The sequence below is a fragment of the Pseudomonas sp. B34(2017) genome, from assembly GCF_002112915.1.
GTDB lineage: Bacteria > Pseudomonadota > Gammaproteobacteria > Pseudomonadales > Pseudomonadaceae > Aquipseudomonas > Aquipseudomonas pharyngis.
Genome location: NZ_NEJA01000004.1, coordinates 489,244 through 506,439 on the forward strand (window position 1 = coordinate 489,244; position 17,196 = coordinate 506,439).

Annotated in this window: 20 protein-coding genes and 4 tRNA genes; 8 read left to right on the forward strand and 16 right to left on the reverse strand. The window is 58.8% G+C overall.

Translation table 11 applies throughout. The annotated features are described in order from the left end of the window. Positions 1–146: 146 nt before the first annotated feature. From clpX to CAF80_RS15690, 7 genes are all read right to left on the reverse strand, one after another. The gene (gene clpX / locus CAF80_RS15660; RefSeq protein ID WP_007951558.1) at positions 147–1,430 is read right to left on the reverse strand and encodes an ATP-dependent Clp protease ATP-binding subunit ClpX; all 1,284 of its coding nucleotides are present in this window, start codon (positions 1,428–1,430) and stop codon (positions 147–149) included. Positions 1,431–1,543: 113 nt separating this feature from the next. After that, positions 1,544–2,179, reverse strand: a complete 636-nt coding sequence (gene clpP / locus CAF80_RS15665; protein ID WP_007951559.1) for an ATP-dependent Clp endopeptidase proteolytic subunit ClpP — start codon at positions 2,177–2,179, stop codon at positions 1,544–1,546. A gap of 92 nt (positions 2,180–2,271) precedes the next feature. Further along, positions 2,272–3,582: a trigger factor gene (tig, locus tag CAF80_RS15670; protein WP_074689056.1), complete on the reverse strand. Its 1,311-nt coding sequence runs from the start codon at positions 3,580–3,582 to the stop codon at positions 2,272–2,274. A gap of 399 nt (positions 3,583–3,981) precedes the next feature. Then, positions 3,982–4,057: transfer RNA gene (locus tag CAF80_RS15675), tRNA-His, on the reverse strand. Between the two features lie 76 nt (positions 4,058–4,133). Then, positions 4,134–4,218: transfer RNA gene (locus tag CAF80_RS15680), tRNA-Leu, on the reverse strand. A 57-nt stretch (positions 4,219–4,275) separates the two neighbouring features. Beyond that, positions 4,276–4,351: transfer RNA gene (locus CAF80_RS15685), tRNA-His, on the reverse strand. A 32-nt stretch (positions 4,352–4,383) separates the two neighbouring features. Then, a tRNA-Arg gene (locus CAF80_RS15690) sits at positions 4,384–4,460 on the reverse strand. A 274-nt stretch (positions 4,461–4,734) separates the two neighbouring features. On the opposite strand from CAF80_RS15690, the gene folD reads away from it, so the two are divergent. Next, positions 4,735–5,589 carry a bifunctional methylenetetrahydrofolate dehydrogenase/methenyltetrahydrofolate cyclohydrolase FolD gene (folD, locus tag CAF80_RS15695; protein ID WP_085667502.1) on the forward strand — a complete coding sequence of 285 codons (855 nt, stop codon included), beginning with the start codon at positions 4,735–4,737 and terminating at the stop codon, positions 5,587–5,589. A gap of 229 nt (positions 5,590–5,818) precedes the next feature. After that, on the forward strand, positions 5,819–6,757 hold the full coding sequence (gene pbpG, locus CAF80_RS15700) for a D-alanyl-D-alanine endopeptidase (RefSeq protein WP_011335039.1): 939 nt from the start codon (positions 5,819–5,821) through the stop codon (positions 6,755–6,757). Between the two features lie 52 nt (positions 6,758–6,809). Here the strand turns inward: pbpG and CAF80_RS15705 are convergent, their stop codons facing one another. The 3 genes from CAF80_RS15705 to CAF80_RS15715 form a co-directional block, all read right to left on the reverse strand. Beyond that, positions 6,810–7,016: a hypothetical protein gene (locus CAF80_RS15705; RefSeq protein WP_085667501.1), complete on the reverse strand. Its 207-nt coding sequence runs from the start codon at positions 7,014–7,016 to the stop codon at positions 6,810–6,812. Positions 7,017–7,028: 12 nt separating this feature from the next. Beyond that, positions 7,029–7,235 (reverse strand): DUF6021 family protein, encoded by a 207-nt coding sequence (locus CAF80_RS15710; protein WP_085667500.1) that lies wholly within the window; start codon positions 7,233–7,235, stop codon positions 7,029–7,031. 93 nt (positions 7,236–7,328) lie between these two features. Continuing rightward, positions 7,329–8,000 carry a peptidase C39 family protein gene (locus tag CAF80_RS15715; protein ID WP_085667499.1) on the reverse strand — a complete coding sequence of 224 codons (672 nt, stop codon included), beginning with the start codon at positions 7,998–8,000 and terminating at the stop codon, positions 7,329–7,331. A gap of 231 nt (positions 8,001–8,231) precedes the next feature. Here CAF80_RS15715 and CAF80_RS28895 point away from each other — a divergent pair, with 231 nt between their 5' ends. After that, on the forward strand, positions 8,232–8,399 hold the full coding sequence (locus CAF80_RS28895) for a hypothetical protein (RefSeq protein ID WP_170928285.1): 168 nt from the start codon (positions 8,232–8,234) through the stop codon (positions 8,397–8,399). Positions 8,400–8,473: 74 nt separating this feature from the next. On the opposite strand, the gene CAF80_RS15720 is transcribed toward CAF80_RS28895, so the two are convergent. Both CAF80_RS15720 and CAF80_RS15725 read right to left on the reverse strand, forming a co-directional pair. Continuing rightward, positions 8,474–9,223, reverse strand: coding sequence for a TerC family protein (locus CAF80_RS15720; protein ID WP_039767626.1), 750 nt, complete (start codon positions 9,221–9,223; stop codon positions 8,474–8,476). A 29-nt stretch (positions 9,224–9,252) separates the two neighbouring features. After that, on the reverse strand, positions 9,253–9,492 hold the full coding sequence (locus CAF80_RS15725) for a hypothetical protein (protein WP_039767627.1): 240 nt from the start codon (positions 9,490–9,492) through the stop codon (positions 9,253–9,255). Between the two features lie 146 nt (positions 9,493–9,638). Here CAF80_RS15725 and nhaR point away from each other — a divergent pair, with 146 nt between their 5' ends. Continuing rightward, positions 9,639–10,538 (forward strand): transcriptional activator NhaR, encoded by a 900-nt coding sequence (gene nhaR / locus CAF80_RS15730; protein WP_007951569.1) that lies wholly within the window; start codon positions 9,639–9,641, stop codon positions 10,536–10,538. Here the strand turns inward: nhaR and CAF80_RS15735 are convergent. Beyond that, positions 10,535–11,695 carry an MFS transporter gene (locus CAF80_RS15735; protein ID WP_007951570.1) on the reverse strand — a complete coding sequence of 387 codons (1,161 nt, stop codon included), beginning with the start codon at positions 11,693–11,695 and terminating at the stop codon, positions 10,535–10,537. The two genes, nhaR and CAF80_RS15735, sit on opposite strands and share 4 nt — an antisense overlap. A gap of 337 nt (positions 11,696–12,032) precedes the next feature. Between CAF80_RS15735 and sstT the strand changes: the two genes are divergently transcribed. Next, positions 12,033–13,265 (forward strand): serine/threonine transporter SstT, encoded by a 1,233-nt coding sequence (sstT, locus tag CAF80_RS15740; protein WP_064600897.1) that lies wholly within the window; start codon positions 12,033–12,035, stop codon positions 13,263–13,265. A 65-nt stretch (positions 13,266–13,330) separates the two neighbouring features. Here the strand turns inward: sstT and CAF80_RS15745 are convergent, their stop codons facing one another. After that, on the reverse strand, positions 13,331–13,840 hold the full coding sequence (locus tag CAF80_RS15745) for a DUF1993 family protein (protein ID WP_007951572.1): 510 nt from the start codon (positions 13,838–13,840) through the stop codon (positions 13,331–13,333). 126 nt (positions 13,841–13,966) lie between these two features. On the opposite strand from CAF80_RS15745, the gene CAF80_RS15750 reads away from it, so the two are divergent. Then, complete coding sequence (locus CAF80_RS15750) at positions 13,967–14,617, forward strand: YceH family protein (protein WP_085667498.1); 651 nt, start codon at positions 13,967–13,969, stop codon at positions 14,615–14,617. Between the two features lie 17 nt (positions 14,618–14,634). Here the strand turns inward: CAF80_RS15750 and CAF80_RS15755 are convergent, their stop codons facing one another. Together CAF80_RS15755 and CAF80_RS15760 are read right to left on the reverse strand one after the other, a co-directional pair. Continuing rightward, positions 14,635–15,153, reverse strand: coding sequence for a cupin domain-containing protein (locus tag CAF80_RS15755; RefSeq protein ID WP_085667497.1), 519 nt, complete (start codon positions 15,151–15,153; stop codon positions 14,635–14,637). Positions 15,154–15,249: 96 nt separating this feature from the next. Next, entirely contained in the window at positions 15,250–16,068 is an 819-nt protein-coding gene (locus tag CAF80_RS15760; RefSeq protein WP_039767633.1) for a shikimate 5-dehydrogenase, read from the reverse strand. A 254-nt stretch (positions 16,069–16,322) separates the two neighbouring features. Here CAF80_RS15760 and CAF80_RS15765 point away from each other — a divergent pair, with 254 nt between their 5' ends. Both CAF80_RS15765 and CAF80_RS15770 read left to right on the forward strand, forming a co-directional pair. Beyond that, on the forward strand, positions 16,323–16,673 hold the full coding sequence (locus tag CAF80_RS15765; RefSeq protein ID WP_007951578.1) for a hypothetical protein: 351 nt from the start codon (positions 16,323–16,325) through the stop codon (positions 16,671–16,673). 244 nt (positions 16,674–16,917) lie between these two features. Further along, positions 16,918–17,112, forward strand: coding sequence for a hypothetical protein (locus tag CAF80_RS15770; RefSeq protein WP_007951579.1), 195 nt, complete (start codon positions 16,918–16,920; stop codon positions 17,110–17,112). Positions 17,113–17,196: the final 84 nt, after the last annotated feature.

Below are 17,196 nucleotides of genomic sequence, written 5' to 3' on the forward strand. Positions count from 1 at the left end.
CGGCCATATGGCCGTAATCAGATGGAATTAAGCTTGAAACCAAGATGGGGGTTGCCTTGAAAAAAAACAAGCGCAAAGCGGATGTAAAAAACGACATAAAAAAAAGAGGCCCGAAGGCCCCTTCCTTGTTCCGGCAGGCTGGGCGCTTACGCGTCCGGCGCCGCCTTGGCAGCCGGCTCACTGTTTTCGTAGATATACAGTGGCTTGGACTTGCCTTCGATCACGCTTTCATCGATCACGACTTTGCTCACCTCGGACTGCGAGGGGATTTCATACATCGTGTCGAGCAGTACACCTTCGAGAATCGAACGCAGGCCACGGGCACCGGTTTTACGCTCCAGGGCACGCTTGGCGACCGATTTCAGCGCGTCGGAACGGAATTCCAGATCCACGCCTTCCATCTCGAACAGCTTGGCATACTGTTTGGTCAGGGCATTTTTCGGCTCGGTGAGAATCTGCATCAAAGCAGCCTCATCCAGCTCGTCCAGCGTCGCAAGAACCGGCAGACGACCGACGAATTCCGGGATCAGACCGAACTTGACCAGATCGTCAGGCTCGACTTCACGCAGGGATTCACCGACTTTCTTGCCTTCTTCCTTGCTGCGCACTTCTGCGTTGAATCCGATACCACCCTTGGTGGAACGGTTCTGAATGACCTTCTCCAGACCGGAGAACGCACCACCGCAGATGAACAGAATGTTACGGGTATCAACCTGAAGAAATTCCTGCTGCGGATGCTTGCGGCCACCTTGCGGCGGAACGGAAGCGACCGTGCCTTCGATCAGTTTGAGCAAGGCCTGCTGCACGCCTTCACCGGAAACGTCCCGGGTGATCGACGGGTTGTCGGACTTGCGCGAAATCTTGTCGATTTCGTCGATGTAGACAATACCCATCTGGGCTTTCTCTACGTCGTAATCGCACTTCTGCAGCAGCTTCTGAATGATGTTCTCGACGTCCTCACCCACATAACCGGCCTCGGTGAGGGTGGTTGCGTCGGCGATGGTGAACGGAACGTTCAGCAAGCGGGCCAGGGTTTCGGCCAGCAGGGTTTTACCGGAGCCTGTCGGGCCGATCAGCAGGATGTTGCTCTTGCCGAGTTCGACGTCGTCAGCCTTTTTGTCACGCTGGTTCAGACGCTTGTAGTGGTTGTACACCGCTACTGCCAGAACCTTCTTGGCACGTTCCTGACCAATGACATATTGATCAAGGATGCCGCTGATTTCTTTAGGCGAAGGCAATTTATGCGCGCTGCTTTCGGCCTGTGCTTCCTGCACCTCCTCACGGATGATGTCATTGCACAGGTCGACGCACTCGTCGCAGATAAAGACCGAGGGGCCGGCAATCAATTTGCGTACTTCATGCTGGCTTTTGCCACAGAAGGAGCAATAGAGCAGCTTGCCGTTGTCCTCGCCGTTGCGGGTGTCAGTCATTCGTTCGATCCAAATCCGATAGGCTTGCAACACAAGATGAAGGCTATTGCGGGCTTTTTCAAGCCCGCCGCTGATCAGACGCGCCGACCAAGCCTATTTTGAGCTGCTTATTTTTAAGCTGGGCGCTGGTTGATCACTTCGTCGATCAGACCGTATTCCTTCGCAGCTTCTGCACTCATGAAGTTGTCGCGGTTGGTGTCGCGCTCGATTTCTTCAAGCGTACGGCCGCTGTGCTTGGCCATCAGCGTGTTCAGACGCTCGCGGATGAAGAGGATTTCCTTGGCATGGATTTCGATGTCCGATGCCTGGCCCTGGAAACCGCCCAGTGGCTGGTGAATCATCACGCGCGAGTTCGGCAGGCAGAAACGCTTGCCAGGTGCACCGGCCGTCAGCAGGAATGCGCCCATGCTGCACGCCTGACCGATACAGGTAGTCGATACGTTTGGCTTGATGAACTGCATGGTGTCGTAGATCGACATGCCCGCTGTCACCGAACCGCCCGGGGAGTTGATATAAAGATGGATGTCCTTGTCCGGGTTTTCCGCTTCAAGGAACAGCAATTGCGCGCAAATCAGGTTGGCCATGTAGTCCTCTACCGGACCCACCAGAAAGATCACTCGTTCCTTGAGAAGACGCGAGTAGATGTCATAGGCGCGCTCGCCACGAGCAGATTGCTCGACAACCATCGGGACCAGGCCGCCGGCGGCCTGGATATCAGAGTTCTGCTGAATATAGGAATTACGGAACATGCTCTGCAGTCACTCCCAAATAGTCATGTCTTGAATACGCATAAGCCAGCTCGAAGGCTGGCTTATGGTGTGTGCTTCTAACGCAAAAACAATCAGTCGGCTTTTGGAGCTTCTACCGGCTTGACCGCTTCTTCGTAAGAGACCGATTTGTCGGTCACGCTAGCTTTCTGCAGAACAGTATCCACAACTTGTTCTTCCAGCACAACCGAACGAACTTCGTTCAGTTGCTGGTCGTTCTTGTAGTACCAGGACACGACCTGCTCAGGCTCTTGGTAAGCCGAAGCCATTTCCTGAATCATTTCGCGAACGCGGGCTTCGTCTGGCTTCAGGTCGAACTGCTTGACCACTTCAGCCACGATCAGACCCAGGACAACGCGACGCTTGGCTTGTTCTTCGAACAGCTCGGCCGGCAGTTGGTCTGGCTTGATGTTGCCACCGAACTGCTGAACAGCCTGCACGCGCAGACGGTCAACTTCGTTGGACAGCAGAGCCTTGGGCACTTCGATCGGGTTGGTGGCCAGCAGACCGTCCATGACCTGATTCTTGACCTTGGATTTGATCGCCTGACGCAGTTCACGCTCCATGTTCTTGCGAACTTCGGTGCGGAAACCGTCGATGCCGCTTTCCTTGATGCCGAATTGAGCGAAGAACTCTTCGTTCAGCTCTGGCAGCTTTGGCTCGGAAACGGTGTTTACAGTCACGGTGAACTCGGCGGTTTTGCCAGCCAGGTCCAGGTTCTGATAGTCCTCTGGGAAGGTCAGGTTCAGAACGCGCTCTTCGCCGGCTTTAGCGCCTACCAGGCCTTCTTCGAAGCCAGGGATCATGCGACCGGAACCCAGTACCAGCTGAGTGCCCTTGGCGGAACCGCCAGCGAACACTTCGCCGTCAACCTTGCCAACGAAATCGATGTTCAGCTGGTCTTCGTTCTGGGCAGCGCGATCGGCCACTTCGAAACGGGTGTTCTGCTTGCGCAGGATGTCCAGCATCTTGTCCAGATCGGCGTCAGCCACGTCAGCGCTCAGGCGCTCGACGGTGATGCCTTCGAAGCCGGCAACGGTGAACTCAGGGAACACTTCGAATACGGCTACGTATTCCAGGTCCTTGCCAGCCTCGAGCGATTTTGGCTCGATCGATGGCGAACCGGCCGGGTTCAGCTTCTGCTCAACCACAGCTTCGTAGAAGGAGGACTGGATCACGTCGCCGATTGCTTCCTGGCGCGCATCAGCACCGAAACGGCGCTTGATTTCGCTCATTGGCACCTTGCCAACACGGAAGCCAGCAATCTTGGCCTTTTTGGCAGTCTGCTGCAGACGCTTGTTGACCTGAGTCTCGATGCGCTCAGCCGGCACGGTGATGCTCATGCGGCGCTCAAGAGCAGTAGTATTTTCAACAGAAACTTGCATGGATATTCCTCGTTGCACAGACGTTAGCCGGCCGTTTCCGACCCAAGAATCAAGGGCAAGCATTCTAGTAGGTCAAACTCAAGAAGTCACCCTACTGAAAACGGGTAAAAAACAGCAGGCCATTTGAAGGCGGGGACAAACGGTTGCGCCTCGCCCTGTTAGCAAATACAGCCAATTCAAGCCAGGGCTCTGCGCCAACCTCTTCTATATATAGAGGCGGTTGAATCATCTCCCTGACAGCCGACCTCGCAAGCAAGGACGGCGGGCAGCGCAGCATCATCGAGCAACATTAATACGACGAAGCACCCTGCCCTGCGACCCGAAACCTGCAGCCGCGAAAATCCGAAACCGTAAAACAAAAAAGGCGCCAGACTGTTAAATCTGGCGCCTTTCGGAATATGGGGTGGACGATGGGGATCGAACCCACGACAACGGGAGTCACAATCCCGTGCTCTACCAACTGAGCTACGCCCACCATATTGCGTGTCAAAGAAGCCAAACAACTTCTTTGTAGAACTTCACCCGGCCAACGGCATGAATGAAGCTTTGATTGGTGCGGATGAAGAGACTCGAACTCTTACGCCTCGCGGCGCTGGAACCTAAATCCAGTGTGTCTACCAATTCCACCACATCCGCAGATGAAGCTTTTAAAGCAAAGGCGCCAGACTGTTACATCTGGCGCCTTTCGAAATATGGGGTGGACGATGGGGATCGAACCCACGACAACGGGAGTCACAATCCCGTGCTCTACCAACTGAGCTACGCCCACCATATCGCGCTACTTGTGCCAATGCTGCCTAATGGCGCACCCGGCAGGACTCGAACCTGCGACCATCCGCTTAGAAGGCGGATGCTCTATCCAGCTGAGCTACGGGCGCCTTGTTAGCTGTACCCTTGGAGGACTACAAACTAAGTGCTTTCCAGTCTCGCAAAACGTTGATTTAGCTCGACCTTCTTAACCAGTGCTAGGCTGTGCCCGACAAGTGCGACGAATAGTATAGAGCGACCCGAAGGTCGTCAAATCCTTTTTAAAAAAAATTCATTTAATTAAAGGGCTTAGGGGAATTTGCTGACCAAGCGCCTTTGCCCTCACCGTTTGACATGCGAGAATGCGTTCTCTTTTTTTCCCCTCTCGATGGTTAATCACGCGCAATGACTGCACAACTAATCGACGGCAAATCGATCGCCGCCAGCCTGCGCCAGCAGATCGCCCAACGGGTTGCCGAACGTCGCCAGCAAGGTCTGCGCACGCCAGGCCTCGCGGTGATCCTGGTCGGCAGCGATCCTGCCTCTCAGGTTTATGTCTCGCACAAGCGTAAAGACTGTGAAGAGGTCGGCTTCCTCTCTCAAGCGTACGACCTGCCTTCCGAAACCACTCAGGAAGCACTGACCGATCTGATCGATCGACTGAACGACGACCCGGCAATCGACGGCGTTCTGCTTCAACTTCCTCTGCCAGAGCACCTGGACGCCTCCAAATTGCTGGAACGCATCCGCCCGGACAAGGACGTCGACGGTTTCCATCCTTATAACGTCGGCCGTCTGGCCCAGCGCATTCCGCTGCTGCGTCCGTGCACCCCGAAAGGCATCATGACCCTGCTGGAAAGCACCGGTGCCAATCTGTACGGGATGGACGCGGTGGTTGTTGGCGCATCCAACATCGTCGGTCGTCCGATGGCGATGGAGCTGCTGCTGGCCGGTTGCACCGTAACCGTTACCCACCGCTTCACCAAGGATCTGGCCGGCCACGTCGGCCGCGCCGATCTGGTGGTCGTGGCCGCCGGCAAGCCGGGCCTGGTCAAGGGCGAGTGGATCAAGGAAGGCGCGATCGTGATCGACGTCGGCATCAACCGCCAGGAAGACGGCAAACTGGTGGGTGATGTGGTCTACGAGACCGCCCTGCCCCGCGCCGGCTGGATTACTCCGGTACCCGGCGGCGTCGGCCCGATGACCCGCGCCTGCCTGCTTGAGAACACGCTCTACGCGGCAGAAACCCTGCACGCCTGAGTCGCGTTTTCCGCGCTCCGAGAACCCCGCCTTGCGCGGGGTTTTTCATGCCCTCGAAAAAACCTTTACCGTTCGCCGGAAACCCCTATTTTTACAGGGCTTTTCACGACTTTTTCATGCCTTGCGGACAACCATCGACAGTTCTTCAACCATACTCCTACAATGCGTCGTTTTTACGACACAGGCCGTTACAAAGAACGGCATTTCCAACCTTCATGAGTTCGCCCGCGTGAATATTCGTCTGTCCATCCTGAGCCTGGTTTTTGCATTTTCAGGCACGCTCCTCACGCCAACGGTCAACGCCGCCGAAACCACCGCTGCCCCTCGAGACGCCTCGCAATTGAAGATTGCCTCCGGCAGCGCCCTGCTGATGGATCTGCAGACCAACAAAGTCATTTATTCCAGCAACCCGGACGTGGTGGTGCCCATCGCTTCCGTGAGCAAATTGATGACCGGTTTGGTAGTGGTCGAAGCGCACCAGAACATGGACGAATGGATTGACGTCGACATCAGCCACACGCCGGAAATGAAAGGCGTGTTTTCCCGCGTCAAGCTGCGCAGCGAACTGCCCCGCCGGGAGATGCTGCTGATTGCCCTGATGTCCTCGGAAAACCGCGCCGCCGCCAGCCTGGCCCACCACTATCCGGGTGGTTACGCGGCATTCATCGCCGCAATGAACGCCAAGGCCAAGGCGCTGGGCATGACCAGCACGCACTTTGTCGAACCCACCGGCCTGTCCGAGCGCAACGTCTCCACCGCCCGCGACCTGAGCAAGTTGCTGGTGGCCGCGCACAAACAGCCGCTGCTCATCGAGCTGACCACCACCAAGGAAAAGACCGTTTCGTTCCGTAAACCCAATTACACCCTGGGTTTCCGTAACACCGATCACCTGGTCAACAAGGCCGACTGGGATATCCGCATCACCAAAACCGGTTTCACCAACCCTGCCGGTCACTGCCTGGTACTGGTGACCCGCATGGCCAACCGCCCGGTCGCCCTGGTGATTCTCGACGCGTTCGGCAAATACACTCACTTCGCCGATGCCAGCCGCATCCGCAGTTGGGTGGAAACCGGCAAGAGTGCCAACGTCCCCGCCGTGGCTCAGCAATACAAGGCCGACAAAAACCTCAAGAGTCGCCAGAGCGGCGTGATCGAAGCGTCCAAGTAATCCGTCCCCCATGAAAAAGCCCCGAATCGTCGGGGCTTTTTCATTTATGCACTCAGTCGTTGGGCAACGGCATCTTGTCGTCATCGGGAATGCCGTCACCGGCGCTTGGGTCGCGGGAATCCTCCGGCGTGACCACCGCCGGACGCGCCAGCGGATCGCGCAGCGGGCTCTCAGGATCCAGCACCGGATCAACTTCCGGCTCAGGCGTGGTGGGCACACTGTCAGGTTTGTGGTCGTCGAAACTCGAATCGGTACTCATACGCACCTCGCTTCAAGGCTTGAGATCAGCCAAGGGATCGTAAGGCTTGGCCGGACGCTTGGGATCATCGCCCGGCTGCACATCCTTCGGCGCCTTCGCCGGGCCAATGGGATCGACTTGCGGATCGTCCAGATCAGGCGAGTCCGGATCAAACCCCAGATCGTCGCCACTGCCATATTCGGAAGAATGCGGCCCACTGGGTGAATTTGGAATTGCCATGTTCGCCTCCTGATACTGGCCCGTAAAACACGGGACGCTACAGTTCAGAAGCGCATCCTCCATCAGGGTGCCCGACAGGCGACGAACGGAACCTCAATGCGCCGCCAGCGCCTTCCTCGCCTGCGCCGCTTCCCGCTCCTGCCCGGCTTGCGCCAGTGCGTCGGCAGCCTTGAGCCAGCGCTGTTGATCGACCGCCGCCGGAATCTGCGTCGGTTTCTGGATCAACACCGCCCAGCCTCCGGATTTTTCCAGGGCCGACTCGAACGAGCTGAAGCTCATCAATTCACGGCGATTCATCCCGGCGCGCAGCAGCACCTTCTGCTTCAAGCGATCGTAGCCGGACAGGATCGCGTAACGCGGCTCCGCCCAAAACGCCGAACCCTCGCTGAAACGCACCATCACCGGATACCCGGCCGCCACCTGAGCCAGCAGCGCCGGCAGATTGCTATCCAGCGGATACACGACCATGCCGTATTCACGGGCAAGGTTTTGCAGATTCTGTTGCAGCTTGTCCTCGGCACCGGGCAAATGCAGCGGCTTTTCCAGCAGACCCGGCGTGATCACGATGCCCTGCTGCGACAGCAGACTGGCCAGCACTTGCGGCCCGCTTTGATAGGCCTCACCGCGATAGAAGGTGCCACTGAGTTCGACCCGTTCAGGCAGGCGCTTGACCTCCGGCGCCACACTGCCCGCACACCCCACCAATGCTGTCACGCAACCGGCCACCAGCAGCGCCGCGCGAATCCGGGAAAAAAGCTGCACCATCATCACTCTCTTGATCAGTTACCGGTCATCGTGTTCCGGCTTGGTCGAGGATCATAGGACGGCGTCACGCTGCGGTATAGCCCAAAACGGCAGATCCATCGGCTGCATAGAGCGAACTGATTGATCACCACCGACCTTTGGTCAATAGCCTGAAACACACCAGCGACTAGACTGTCATTCAGAGAAGAGCCAAAGAGCGTTAGCCCGACGCAGGGCAAAGAGGAGGCGCAGATGAGCCTGACCATGACCATCGTAATGCTGATTGCCGGCTGGCTGGCCGTTGCCGCCGCCATGTTGTGGGGCGTACTGCGGATTTCCCGCCGCCATCACCACCCGGTTCAACCTGCACCGACCAGGAAGATCGGGAAACACGACGCCCGTCACGCCACCGCGCACTGACTTTCCGTAACCGACACAAACAAAAAGGCCGCCTGGACTCTCGCGAGTTCAGGCGGCCTTTGCTTTTCCAACGATTACGCTTCGGCAGTCAGTTTCTTCTGCTTGGCGCGGCGCGACATCATGTTCAGCACTTCAATCGCAGCCGAGAATGCCATGGCGGCATACACATAACCTTTTGGTACGTGGGCGCCGAAGCCTTCGGCGATCAGCGTCATGCCGATCATGATCAGGAAGCCCAGAGCCAGCATGACCACCGTCGGGTTGTCGTTGATGAACTTGGCCAGCGGATCAGCCGCAAACAGCATCACCAATACCGAGACAACAACCGCGATCACCATGATCGGCAAGTGTTCGGTCATGCCGACAGCCGTAATGATGCTGTCGATCGAGAACACCATATCCAGCATCAGGATCTGCCCGATGGCGGCGGCGAAGCCCAGGGTCACCTTCGACGTCGCGGTCTTCGGATCTTCCGGTGCCGGGTCCATGCTGTGATGGATCTCGGTCGTCGCTTTCCACAACAGGAACAGGCCGCCGGCGATCAGGATCATGTCCTTCCAGGAGAACGCGTGGCCGAGGATCTCGATGACCGGCGCGGTCAGCTGAACGATGAACGCGATGGTGCTCAACAAGGCCAGACGCATGATCAGCGCCATGCCGATCCCCAGACGACGGGCTTTCTGCCGGTACTGCTCGGGCAGCTTGTTGGTCAGGATCGAGATGAAGATCAGGTTATCGATGCCGAGCACGATTTCCATCACCACCAGTGTGGCCAAGGCAATCCATGCGGTCGGGCTGGAAGCGAGTTCTAACAGGTATTCCATGGGTCAGTCCTGACTCTGTGTAAGACGGTTTAGATTTCCTGGGAGGACGATTCGGATTTTTCTTCGTCGTCTTTCGGTTCTTTCTTGCTGATCAGATTGCCGGTGGCATCGCTGAGCGCCTGCTCGGCGGCTTTGTGCGTGTCATCGATGGCTTGCTTGGCCGCTTCAGCCGCCTGCCCCATCAGTTGCTGGGCGCTCTTTTCGGCCTGGTCGCAACCGGCCAGTACCAGTAAAGACGCGATCAGTAACGCCGTAGTTTTTAGTTTCATGATGCTTCCCTCGATAGAACAGACAGCGCCGTACAGACCGGCCGTCGATGGCTGGGCATTCTAGGGAGACAAACACTTCAGGAAAATTCGTATTTTTAGCGGCTATACTTCGATTTATACGAACTGTATTTGACGGATCGAACCCCATGCTCAATTACCGACAACTGCATTACTTCTGGGTGGTGGCCAAGACCGGCAGCATCGTGCGCGCCTGCGAGCAACTGAACCTGACGCCGCAAACCATCAGCGGGCAGATTTCCCTGCTCGAACAGACCTACGGCATCGAGCTGTTTCAACGAGTCGGCCGGCAATTAGAGCTCACCGAAGCCGGACGTCAGGCCCTGCCCTACGCCGAGCAGATGTTCCAGCTCGGCGGCGAGCTGGAGCTGATGCTGCGCGCCCAGCCCAACGAACAGCAGATCCTGTTCCGGGTCGGCGTGGCGGACGTGGTGCCCAAATCCATCGTCTATCGCCTGATCGCGCCGACCATGGAATTGAGCGAACCGCTGCGCATCACCTGCCGCGAGGACAAACTCGAGCGCCTGCTGGCGGATCTGGCAATCCAGCGTCTGGACCTGGTGATCTCCGACAGCCCGATGCCCTCGCACCTGGACATCAAGGGCTACAGCCAGAAGCTAGGCGAATGCGGGATCAGTTTTTTCGCCACCGCCGAACTGGCAGCGCAATACGGTCAGGATTTCCCGCGCAGCCTGCACGGTGCGCCGCTGTTGATCCCCGGCGCGGAAACCGTAGTGCGCAGCCGTTTGCAGCGCTGGTTCGCCGAGCAGCAAATTCAGCCGAGGATTGTCGGGGAGTTCGATGACAGCGCCTTGATGCAGGCGTTCGGCCAGTCCGGCAGCGGGATTTTCATCGGCCCGAGCGTGATTGCCGATGAGGTGAAGCGCCAGTACGGCGTCGAGTTGATCGGCCAGACCGATGCGGTGAGCGAGTCGTTTTACGCGATCTCGGTGGAGCGCAAGGTCAAGCACCCCGGCATCAAAGCGATTACCGAAGGTGCCCGACGCGAGCTATTTACAGCGTTTTAAGCCGGCGCGCAGACGTCGCGCGGCTTGAGCACCATCAGCACCATGGCGAGGAAAATCGACAGCAGAATGAACCCGGCAGCGGCGAAACCCACGAAGCCCAGGCCGGCGCTGTCGATCACTCGACCGCCAATGATCGCGCCCAAACCAATCCCGAGGTTGGCCCCGGCAATGTTCAGCGACGCGGCGAAGGCTGGGGCCTCAGGTGCGGCTTTCATCAAGCGCACATGGCTGACCAGAAACAGCGCCGCCTGAGTCACGCCCCAGATGCCCATCGCCGCCGCCAGACCCAGCGACGAATTGATGTTCGGTACCAGCGCCACCATCCCCGGGATCATGAACGCGCAGAACATCACCGAAGCCATCAGTGGATGGCGATCCACCGCACGACCGCCCAGCGAGTTGCCGATCAGACCGACCGCGCCAAAGCCCATCAGGCACCAGCCGACCACGGTGCCATTGAAGCCGGCCAGACGTTCGAGGATGTCCGCCAGATAGGTGTAGGCGGTGAACATGCCGCTGAACACCAGGATCGACAGCAGCACATGACCGAGCATCAACGGGCTGCGCAGGATCTTGAACTGCGAAGCGAAACTGACCTGATGCTGGTGCAGGCTGGTTTTCGGCAGATAGACAAACAGCAGCAGCGCCTTGGCGAACGCGATCACCGCCAGAATGGCGAACGCGCTGCGCCAGCCGAACGCATCGGAAATCAGCGTGCCGACCGGAATGCCGAACACGGTGGCGCAGACGATGCCGAAGCCGATCTTGGCGATGGCGCGACCGGCGAAGTCCGGGCCGACGATATCCACCGCCGTTTCACTGGCCAGCGCCCAGAACACCGGCAACCCCAGCGCCGGGATCAGCCGGGCGATGGCCATGACCCAGATGTTCGGCGCCAATGCCGCCACGGTATTGGCCAGGCCGAACATGATCAGGATGGTGATGAACAGTTTGCGGCGCTCGAAGCGGGCGAAATAGGCGGTCAAGAATGGACCGAACATCGCCACGGTGAACGCGAACAGAGTCACCAGCAGCCCGGCCTGCGGGATGGTGACAGCAAGATCGCGGGCAATCGCCGGCAGCAGGCCGACGATGACGAACTCCGTGGTCAGCACCGTAAACCCGGCGGCGGACAACAGAAGGATGGGCAACAGCATGAGGAACTCCAGCAAAACGACGACACCAGCGTTGACCCGAGGGGCCCGCTGGCAGAACTTGAAAATAAGGATGCGCAATCTTAACAGAGTGTTTCCCGGGTGACTTGCACAAACCTGTCTAAGTTACAGAGGGATCGGGTGGCAGATCGTCACAGGTCTGAAGGATCCGGACGACGCTGTGATAAAGTCCGCGCCCTGCAAAACGTACACCCTGTTCAGCCACCCGTTTAACGGCGTGTCTGGCGCGTCAGTCCTTTCGGTTTGTGTCCGTGGCCTGCCCCCGATCAATCGCCCGGATCACGCAACCTTGCACCCTATAAAAACAGAGATGCCGTTCATGACCGCTTCATCCCCTTCTCTATTGCAACGTCTTAAAAGCCTCAGCCTGGTCACCCAGATCCTGATCGGCCTGATTGCCGGCATCGCCCTCGCGCTGTTCGCGCCGGAAGCGGCCAAAGGCACGGCCTTCATCGGCAAAGTGTTCGTCTCGGCGCTGAAAGCCGTGGCGCCGATCCTGGTGTTCGTGCTGGTCATGGCCTCGATCGCCAACCACAAGCACGGCCAGGAAACCCACATCCGGCCGATTCTGTTCCTGTATCTGCTGGGCACCTTCGCCGCTGCCGTGGTCGCGGTGATTGCCAGCATGATGTTCCCGTCGCATCTGGTACTGTCCACTGACAACATCGCCGTAAGCGCGCCGGGCGGCATCAGTGAAGTGCTGCAAAGCCTGTTGCTGAGCGTGGTCGACAACCCGGTGAGCGCACTGATGAACGCCAACTTCATCGGCATTCTGGCCTGGGCCATCGGCATGGGCGTGGCGATCCGGCACGCCGGCGACACCACCCGCGAAGTGCTGGGCGATCTGTCCAATGGCGTGACGCTGATTGTCCGGGTCGTGATTCGCTTCGCACCGCTGGGCATTTTCGGTCTGGTAGCGTCGACCCTGGCCACCTCCGGGTTTGGCGCATTGATCGGTTATGCGCACCTGCTGGCGGTACTGCTCGGCTGCATGCTGTTCGTGGCGCTGGTGATGAACCCGCTGATCGTGTTCTGGAAGCTGCGCCGCAACCCGTACCCGCTGACGCTCCAGTGCCTGCGTGAAAGCGGCATCACTGCGTTTTTCACCCGCAGCTCGGCGGCGAACATTCCGGTCAATCTGGAACTGAGCAAGCGCCTGGGCCTGCATGAAGACACCTATTCGGTATCGATCCCGCTCGGCGCCACCATCAACATGGCCGGCGCGGCGATCACCATCACCGTGCTGACCCTCGCCGCCGTGCACACCCTGGGCATTGCCGTGGACATCCCGACCGCGATCCTGCTCAGCGTCGTCGCTGCGATCTGCGCCTGCGGTGCCTCGGGCGTGGCCGGTGGTTCGCTGCTGTTGATCCCGCTGGCGTGCAGCCTGTTCGGCATTCCGAGCGAAATCGCCATGCAGGTGGTCGCGGTCGGTTTCATCATCGGCGTGCTGCAGGATTCGGCCGAAACGGCGCTGAACTCCTCCACCGACGTACTGTTCACCGCCGCCGCGTGCCTGGGCGAAGAGCAGAAAGCCCAACGTCCGGCGTAAAAAACCAGCGCAATAAAAAGCCCGCCAAGGCGCAAACCTTGGCGGGCTTTTTGTTGCAGAACGTTTTAGAACGCGCCCATGTAATCGCGCTTGCCCACTTCCACACCGTTGTGACGCAGCAGTGCGTAGGTGGTGGTGACGTGGAAGAAGAACTGCGGCAGGCCGTAACTCAGCAGATAAGCCTGGCCGCTGAAGCGCTTCTCTTTCGGGGTGCCCGGACGGGTCACGATCTCGATGCCTTCCTTGCCATTGATCTGCTCTGGCTTGATCTCGCCGATGAAGGCCAGAACCTTGGCGATCAGCGCTTGCAGCTCGGCGAAGGTGGTTTCGGTGTCGTCATATTTCGGAATTTCGATTTCGGCCAGACGCGAGGAAACGCCTTTGGCGAAGTCCACGGCGATCTGCACCTGACGCACCAGCGGGAACATGTCCGGGTACAGACGCGCTTGCAGGAAGGCGTTCGGGTCGATGTTTTTCTCGGTGGCGTGGGCTTCAGCCTTTTTCAGCACATCGCTCACGGCGTTGAGCATTTGTTGGAAAACCGGGACGGATGCGGCGTATAGGGAAATGGTCATGGCTGTCTCACGTGGTGGCTGGTTGAATCGTGGGGGCGATTATAGCCATGCTCGCATGGCGGCGCGGCTTGTCTTTTATCCAGCAAGGATTAGGCTAGGCGCCTTCGACTGCAGAGGGAACGCGCGATGACCACAGAATTTGAAACCCGCTCCGACGAACCACGGCTCAACGCTACGGAAATCCGCATTCTGGGCTCGTTGATCGAGAAACAGGCCACCAGCCCGGAAACCTACCCGTTGACCCTCAACGCGCTGGTGCTGGCCTGCAACCAGAAAACCAGCCGGGAGCCAGTGATGAACCTGACTCAGGGCCAGGTCGGCCAGAGCCTGCGCGCCCTCGAAAGCCGCGGCTTCACCAAACTGGTGATGGGCAGCCGCGCGGACCGCTGGGAGCATAAGGTCGACAAGGCACTGGAGCTGGTGCCGGCGCAATTGATCCTGACCGGGTTGATGTTCCTGCGCGGCCCGCAGACCGTCAACGAACTGCTGACCCGCAGCGGTCGAATGCATGAGTTTGAAGACGCCGAACAAGTGGTGCATCAGCTGGAACGCCTGATCGCCCGGGAGCTGGCGGTGTTGATTCCGCGTCAGCCCGGTCAGCGTGAAGATCGTTACACCCACGCGCTGGGCGATCCGGCGGACATCGAGGCGATTATCGCGGCGCGGCAGAACCCGAGCGATCGCGGCGCTGCCAGCGGCGTGTCACTGGAGCGCATCGAAGAGCTGGAAGCGCGGATTGCGGCGCTGGAAGAGCGTCTGGCCCGTCTCGAAGAATAAGTGCACCGGGGACGGTGTTATTCGCCGTCCCAGTAATCCAGCCCGTCCGCCTGCCGCGCCACCGCCACGAATCCTGAGGCGTTGCCCTCGGCATCGATGCTGAAGTTGTCCATCACCGCGTATTTGTTCGAGTCCGGGTACTCGCAGATTTCCGGTTGCTGCTGAGTGCTGACCGCCAGATAGCGCAGTTCCGCAGCACTGGTGTTGATGATCTGGTGCGCCGCTTCCGGGCCGCCCGGCGGACAAGCGATCACATCCCCGGCGCGTATCGGGAAACGTTCGGCACCGAGGCGCACTTCCCCTTCCCCGGCCACCACGTAAAACATTTCCTCATTGACCCGATGACTGTGAAACGGACTGCCGCGCATGCCTGGCGGCAACGCATACAGCCGATAACCGAGTTTCTGCGCACCCAGTTGCTGGCCGACCCGGGCGAAGCGTTGCTGATAACGCCCAGCGGTTTCGCCTTCGGGGGCCAATGATTCGGGAAGCGGTTCGAGTTCGACGTCATTCAGGTTGAGAATGGGCGGATGCATGCAAACCTCGGCTTTTGTGTAGGCAAGTCTGTGCTTGCTGATCCGGCAGTATAGGCAACGGCAAATCCGGGTGGGTTCGCCGTTGCTCAGGCTCCATCAACTACGGGCAAACGCCACCGCCGCATCGAACTGCTCGACCGTCGGCCGCACGCCGGTGTACAGCACGAACTGCTCCAGCGCCTGGATCGCGATCACTTCCAGCCCGGTGATCACCTTTTTGCCTTCGGCACGACCGCGCACGATCAGCGGGGTTTCCGAGGGGATCGCCACCACATCGAACACGGTGTCGGCAGACTTGATCACATCCACCTCAAAAGACAGCTGACCTGCTTCTGGCCCACCGTCCATCCCCACCGGGGTCACGTTGATCAGCATCTGCGGGCGCTCGTCGCCCAGTTCCGCCTGCCAGCGATACCCCAGCGAGTCCGCCAGCGCACGACCGGCGCGCTCATTGCGGGCGACGATCAAACCGTTCTTGTAACCGCCATCGCGCAAGGCACTGGCCACAGCCTTGGCCATGCCGCCGCTGCCGCGCAGGGCGAAAGTCGAGTCCTTCGGCACCGCGTGGGTTTCCAGCAACTGAGCGATGGCGATGTAATCGGTGTTGTAGGCCTTGAGATGACCGTTGGTGTTGACGATGGTGTTGATCGACTGGATCGCCGCCGCCGAGGCGTCCAGTTCATCAACCAGCGCAATGCTCGCCTCCTTGAACGGCATCGATACCCCGCAACCGCGAATCCCCAGCGCGCGGATCCCGCCGACCGCACCGGGCAGATCCTGGCTGCTGAAGGCCTTGTAGTAGAAATTCAGGCCCAGTTGTTCATACAAATGGTTATGAAACCGCAGACCGAAATTCCCGGGACGCCCAGACAGGGACATGCACAATTGGGTGTCTTTATTGGGGTGCATCTGCATGGGAGGCTCCTTCGTATGCACTTTCGGATGGACGGGATTAGCCAGGCCATCGGGTTCTGAACGATCATAAGGCGGTGTGTTCCGGGCATCACGGTCGATGCCGCAAGCTCGGTAAACAAACCGGTACAGACCTTACACAAAATTTACCTGGCGGCCGTGCTGTTTTTCAAAATGTTGCTGTCTTAGAAGTATCCCCGCGCCATTCCGGGCCTGTTGCAGGTTCGGACGCCGGGTCGAAGAACCGAGGAATTATCATGATTCGTAAACTCCCCATCGTGGCCTTGTTGATTGGTGCATTCGCGATCACGGGTCAGGCAGAAGCCCACGGCGGTGGCTGGCAGGGCCCGGCGGTATTTGGTGCGATCGTCGGCTCGGCCATCATCGGCTCGGCGCTCATCAACCAGGATCGGCCGGTGTACGTCCAGCAGCCTGTTTACGCTCAACCGGCGCCGGTCTATGTCCAGCAACCGCCGCCACCGGTTTATTACCAGCCGGCCCCGGTCTATGTGCAGCAACCGGTCTACGTCCAACCGGCCCCGGTGTATTACGGCCCACCGCGCGGTTATTACGGCCGGCCACACTACTACGGTGGCCCGCGCTGGTAACCGGTCCCCAGAGCCCCGCCTGATCGCGGGGCTTTTTATTGCCTTCGGGAAAGCCGACCGTTCGTCGGCCAGGGTCTGAAAAAATCTCGCCAAGGTCGCTGTGAGGACAGTTTGAACCGCTAAAGTCGGCATGATGGACTCGACCGTTAAGGGCAAAACACAAACGGTCATCTATTTGTCATGACGGAACCGCACTCTGAATCCGTCCGCAAACAACAGGTTGATAACAACAAGGACGACTTGAATGCCTACACAGAATCCGCACCGCATCGTCGGTTTATGCACCTCGAGCAAGGTCTACAACGCCCTGACCGAACTCAAGCACCTGGAAGGCCACCGCACGGCGAAATTTCTCTCGTTGCTGGCGGAAAACCTGGTGCGCAAGGGTTTTCTCAACGAACACGAGATCGTGCACATGCTCGATCAAGTGGTGGATTGAGCCAGCCCTCAGCGGCGTCAATGACCACTATCGAAAGCGTTGATTGTCCCTGAAACGGCCAATTCCCTAAGGTAGCTCCACAGA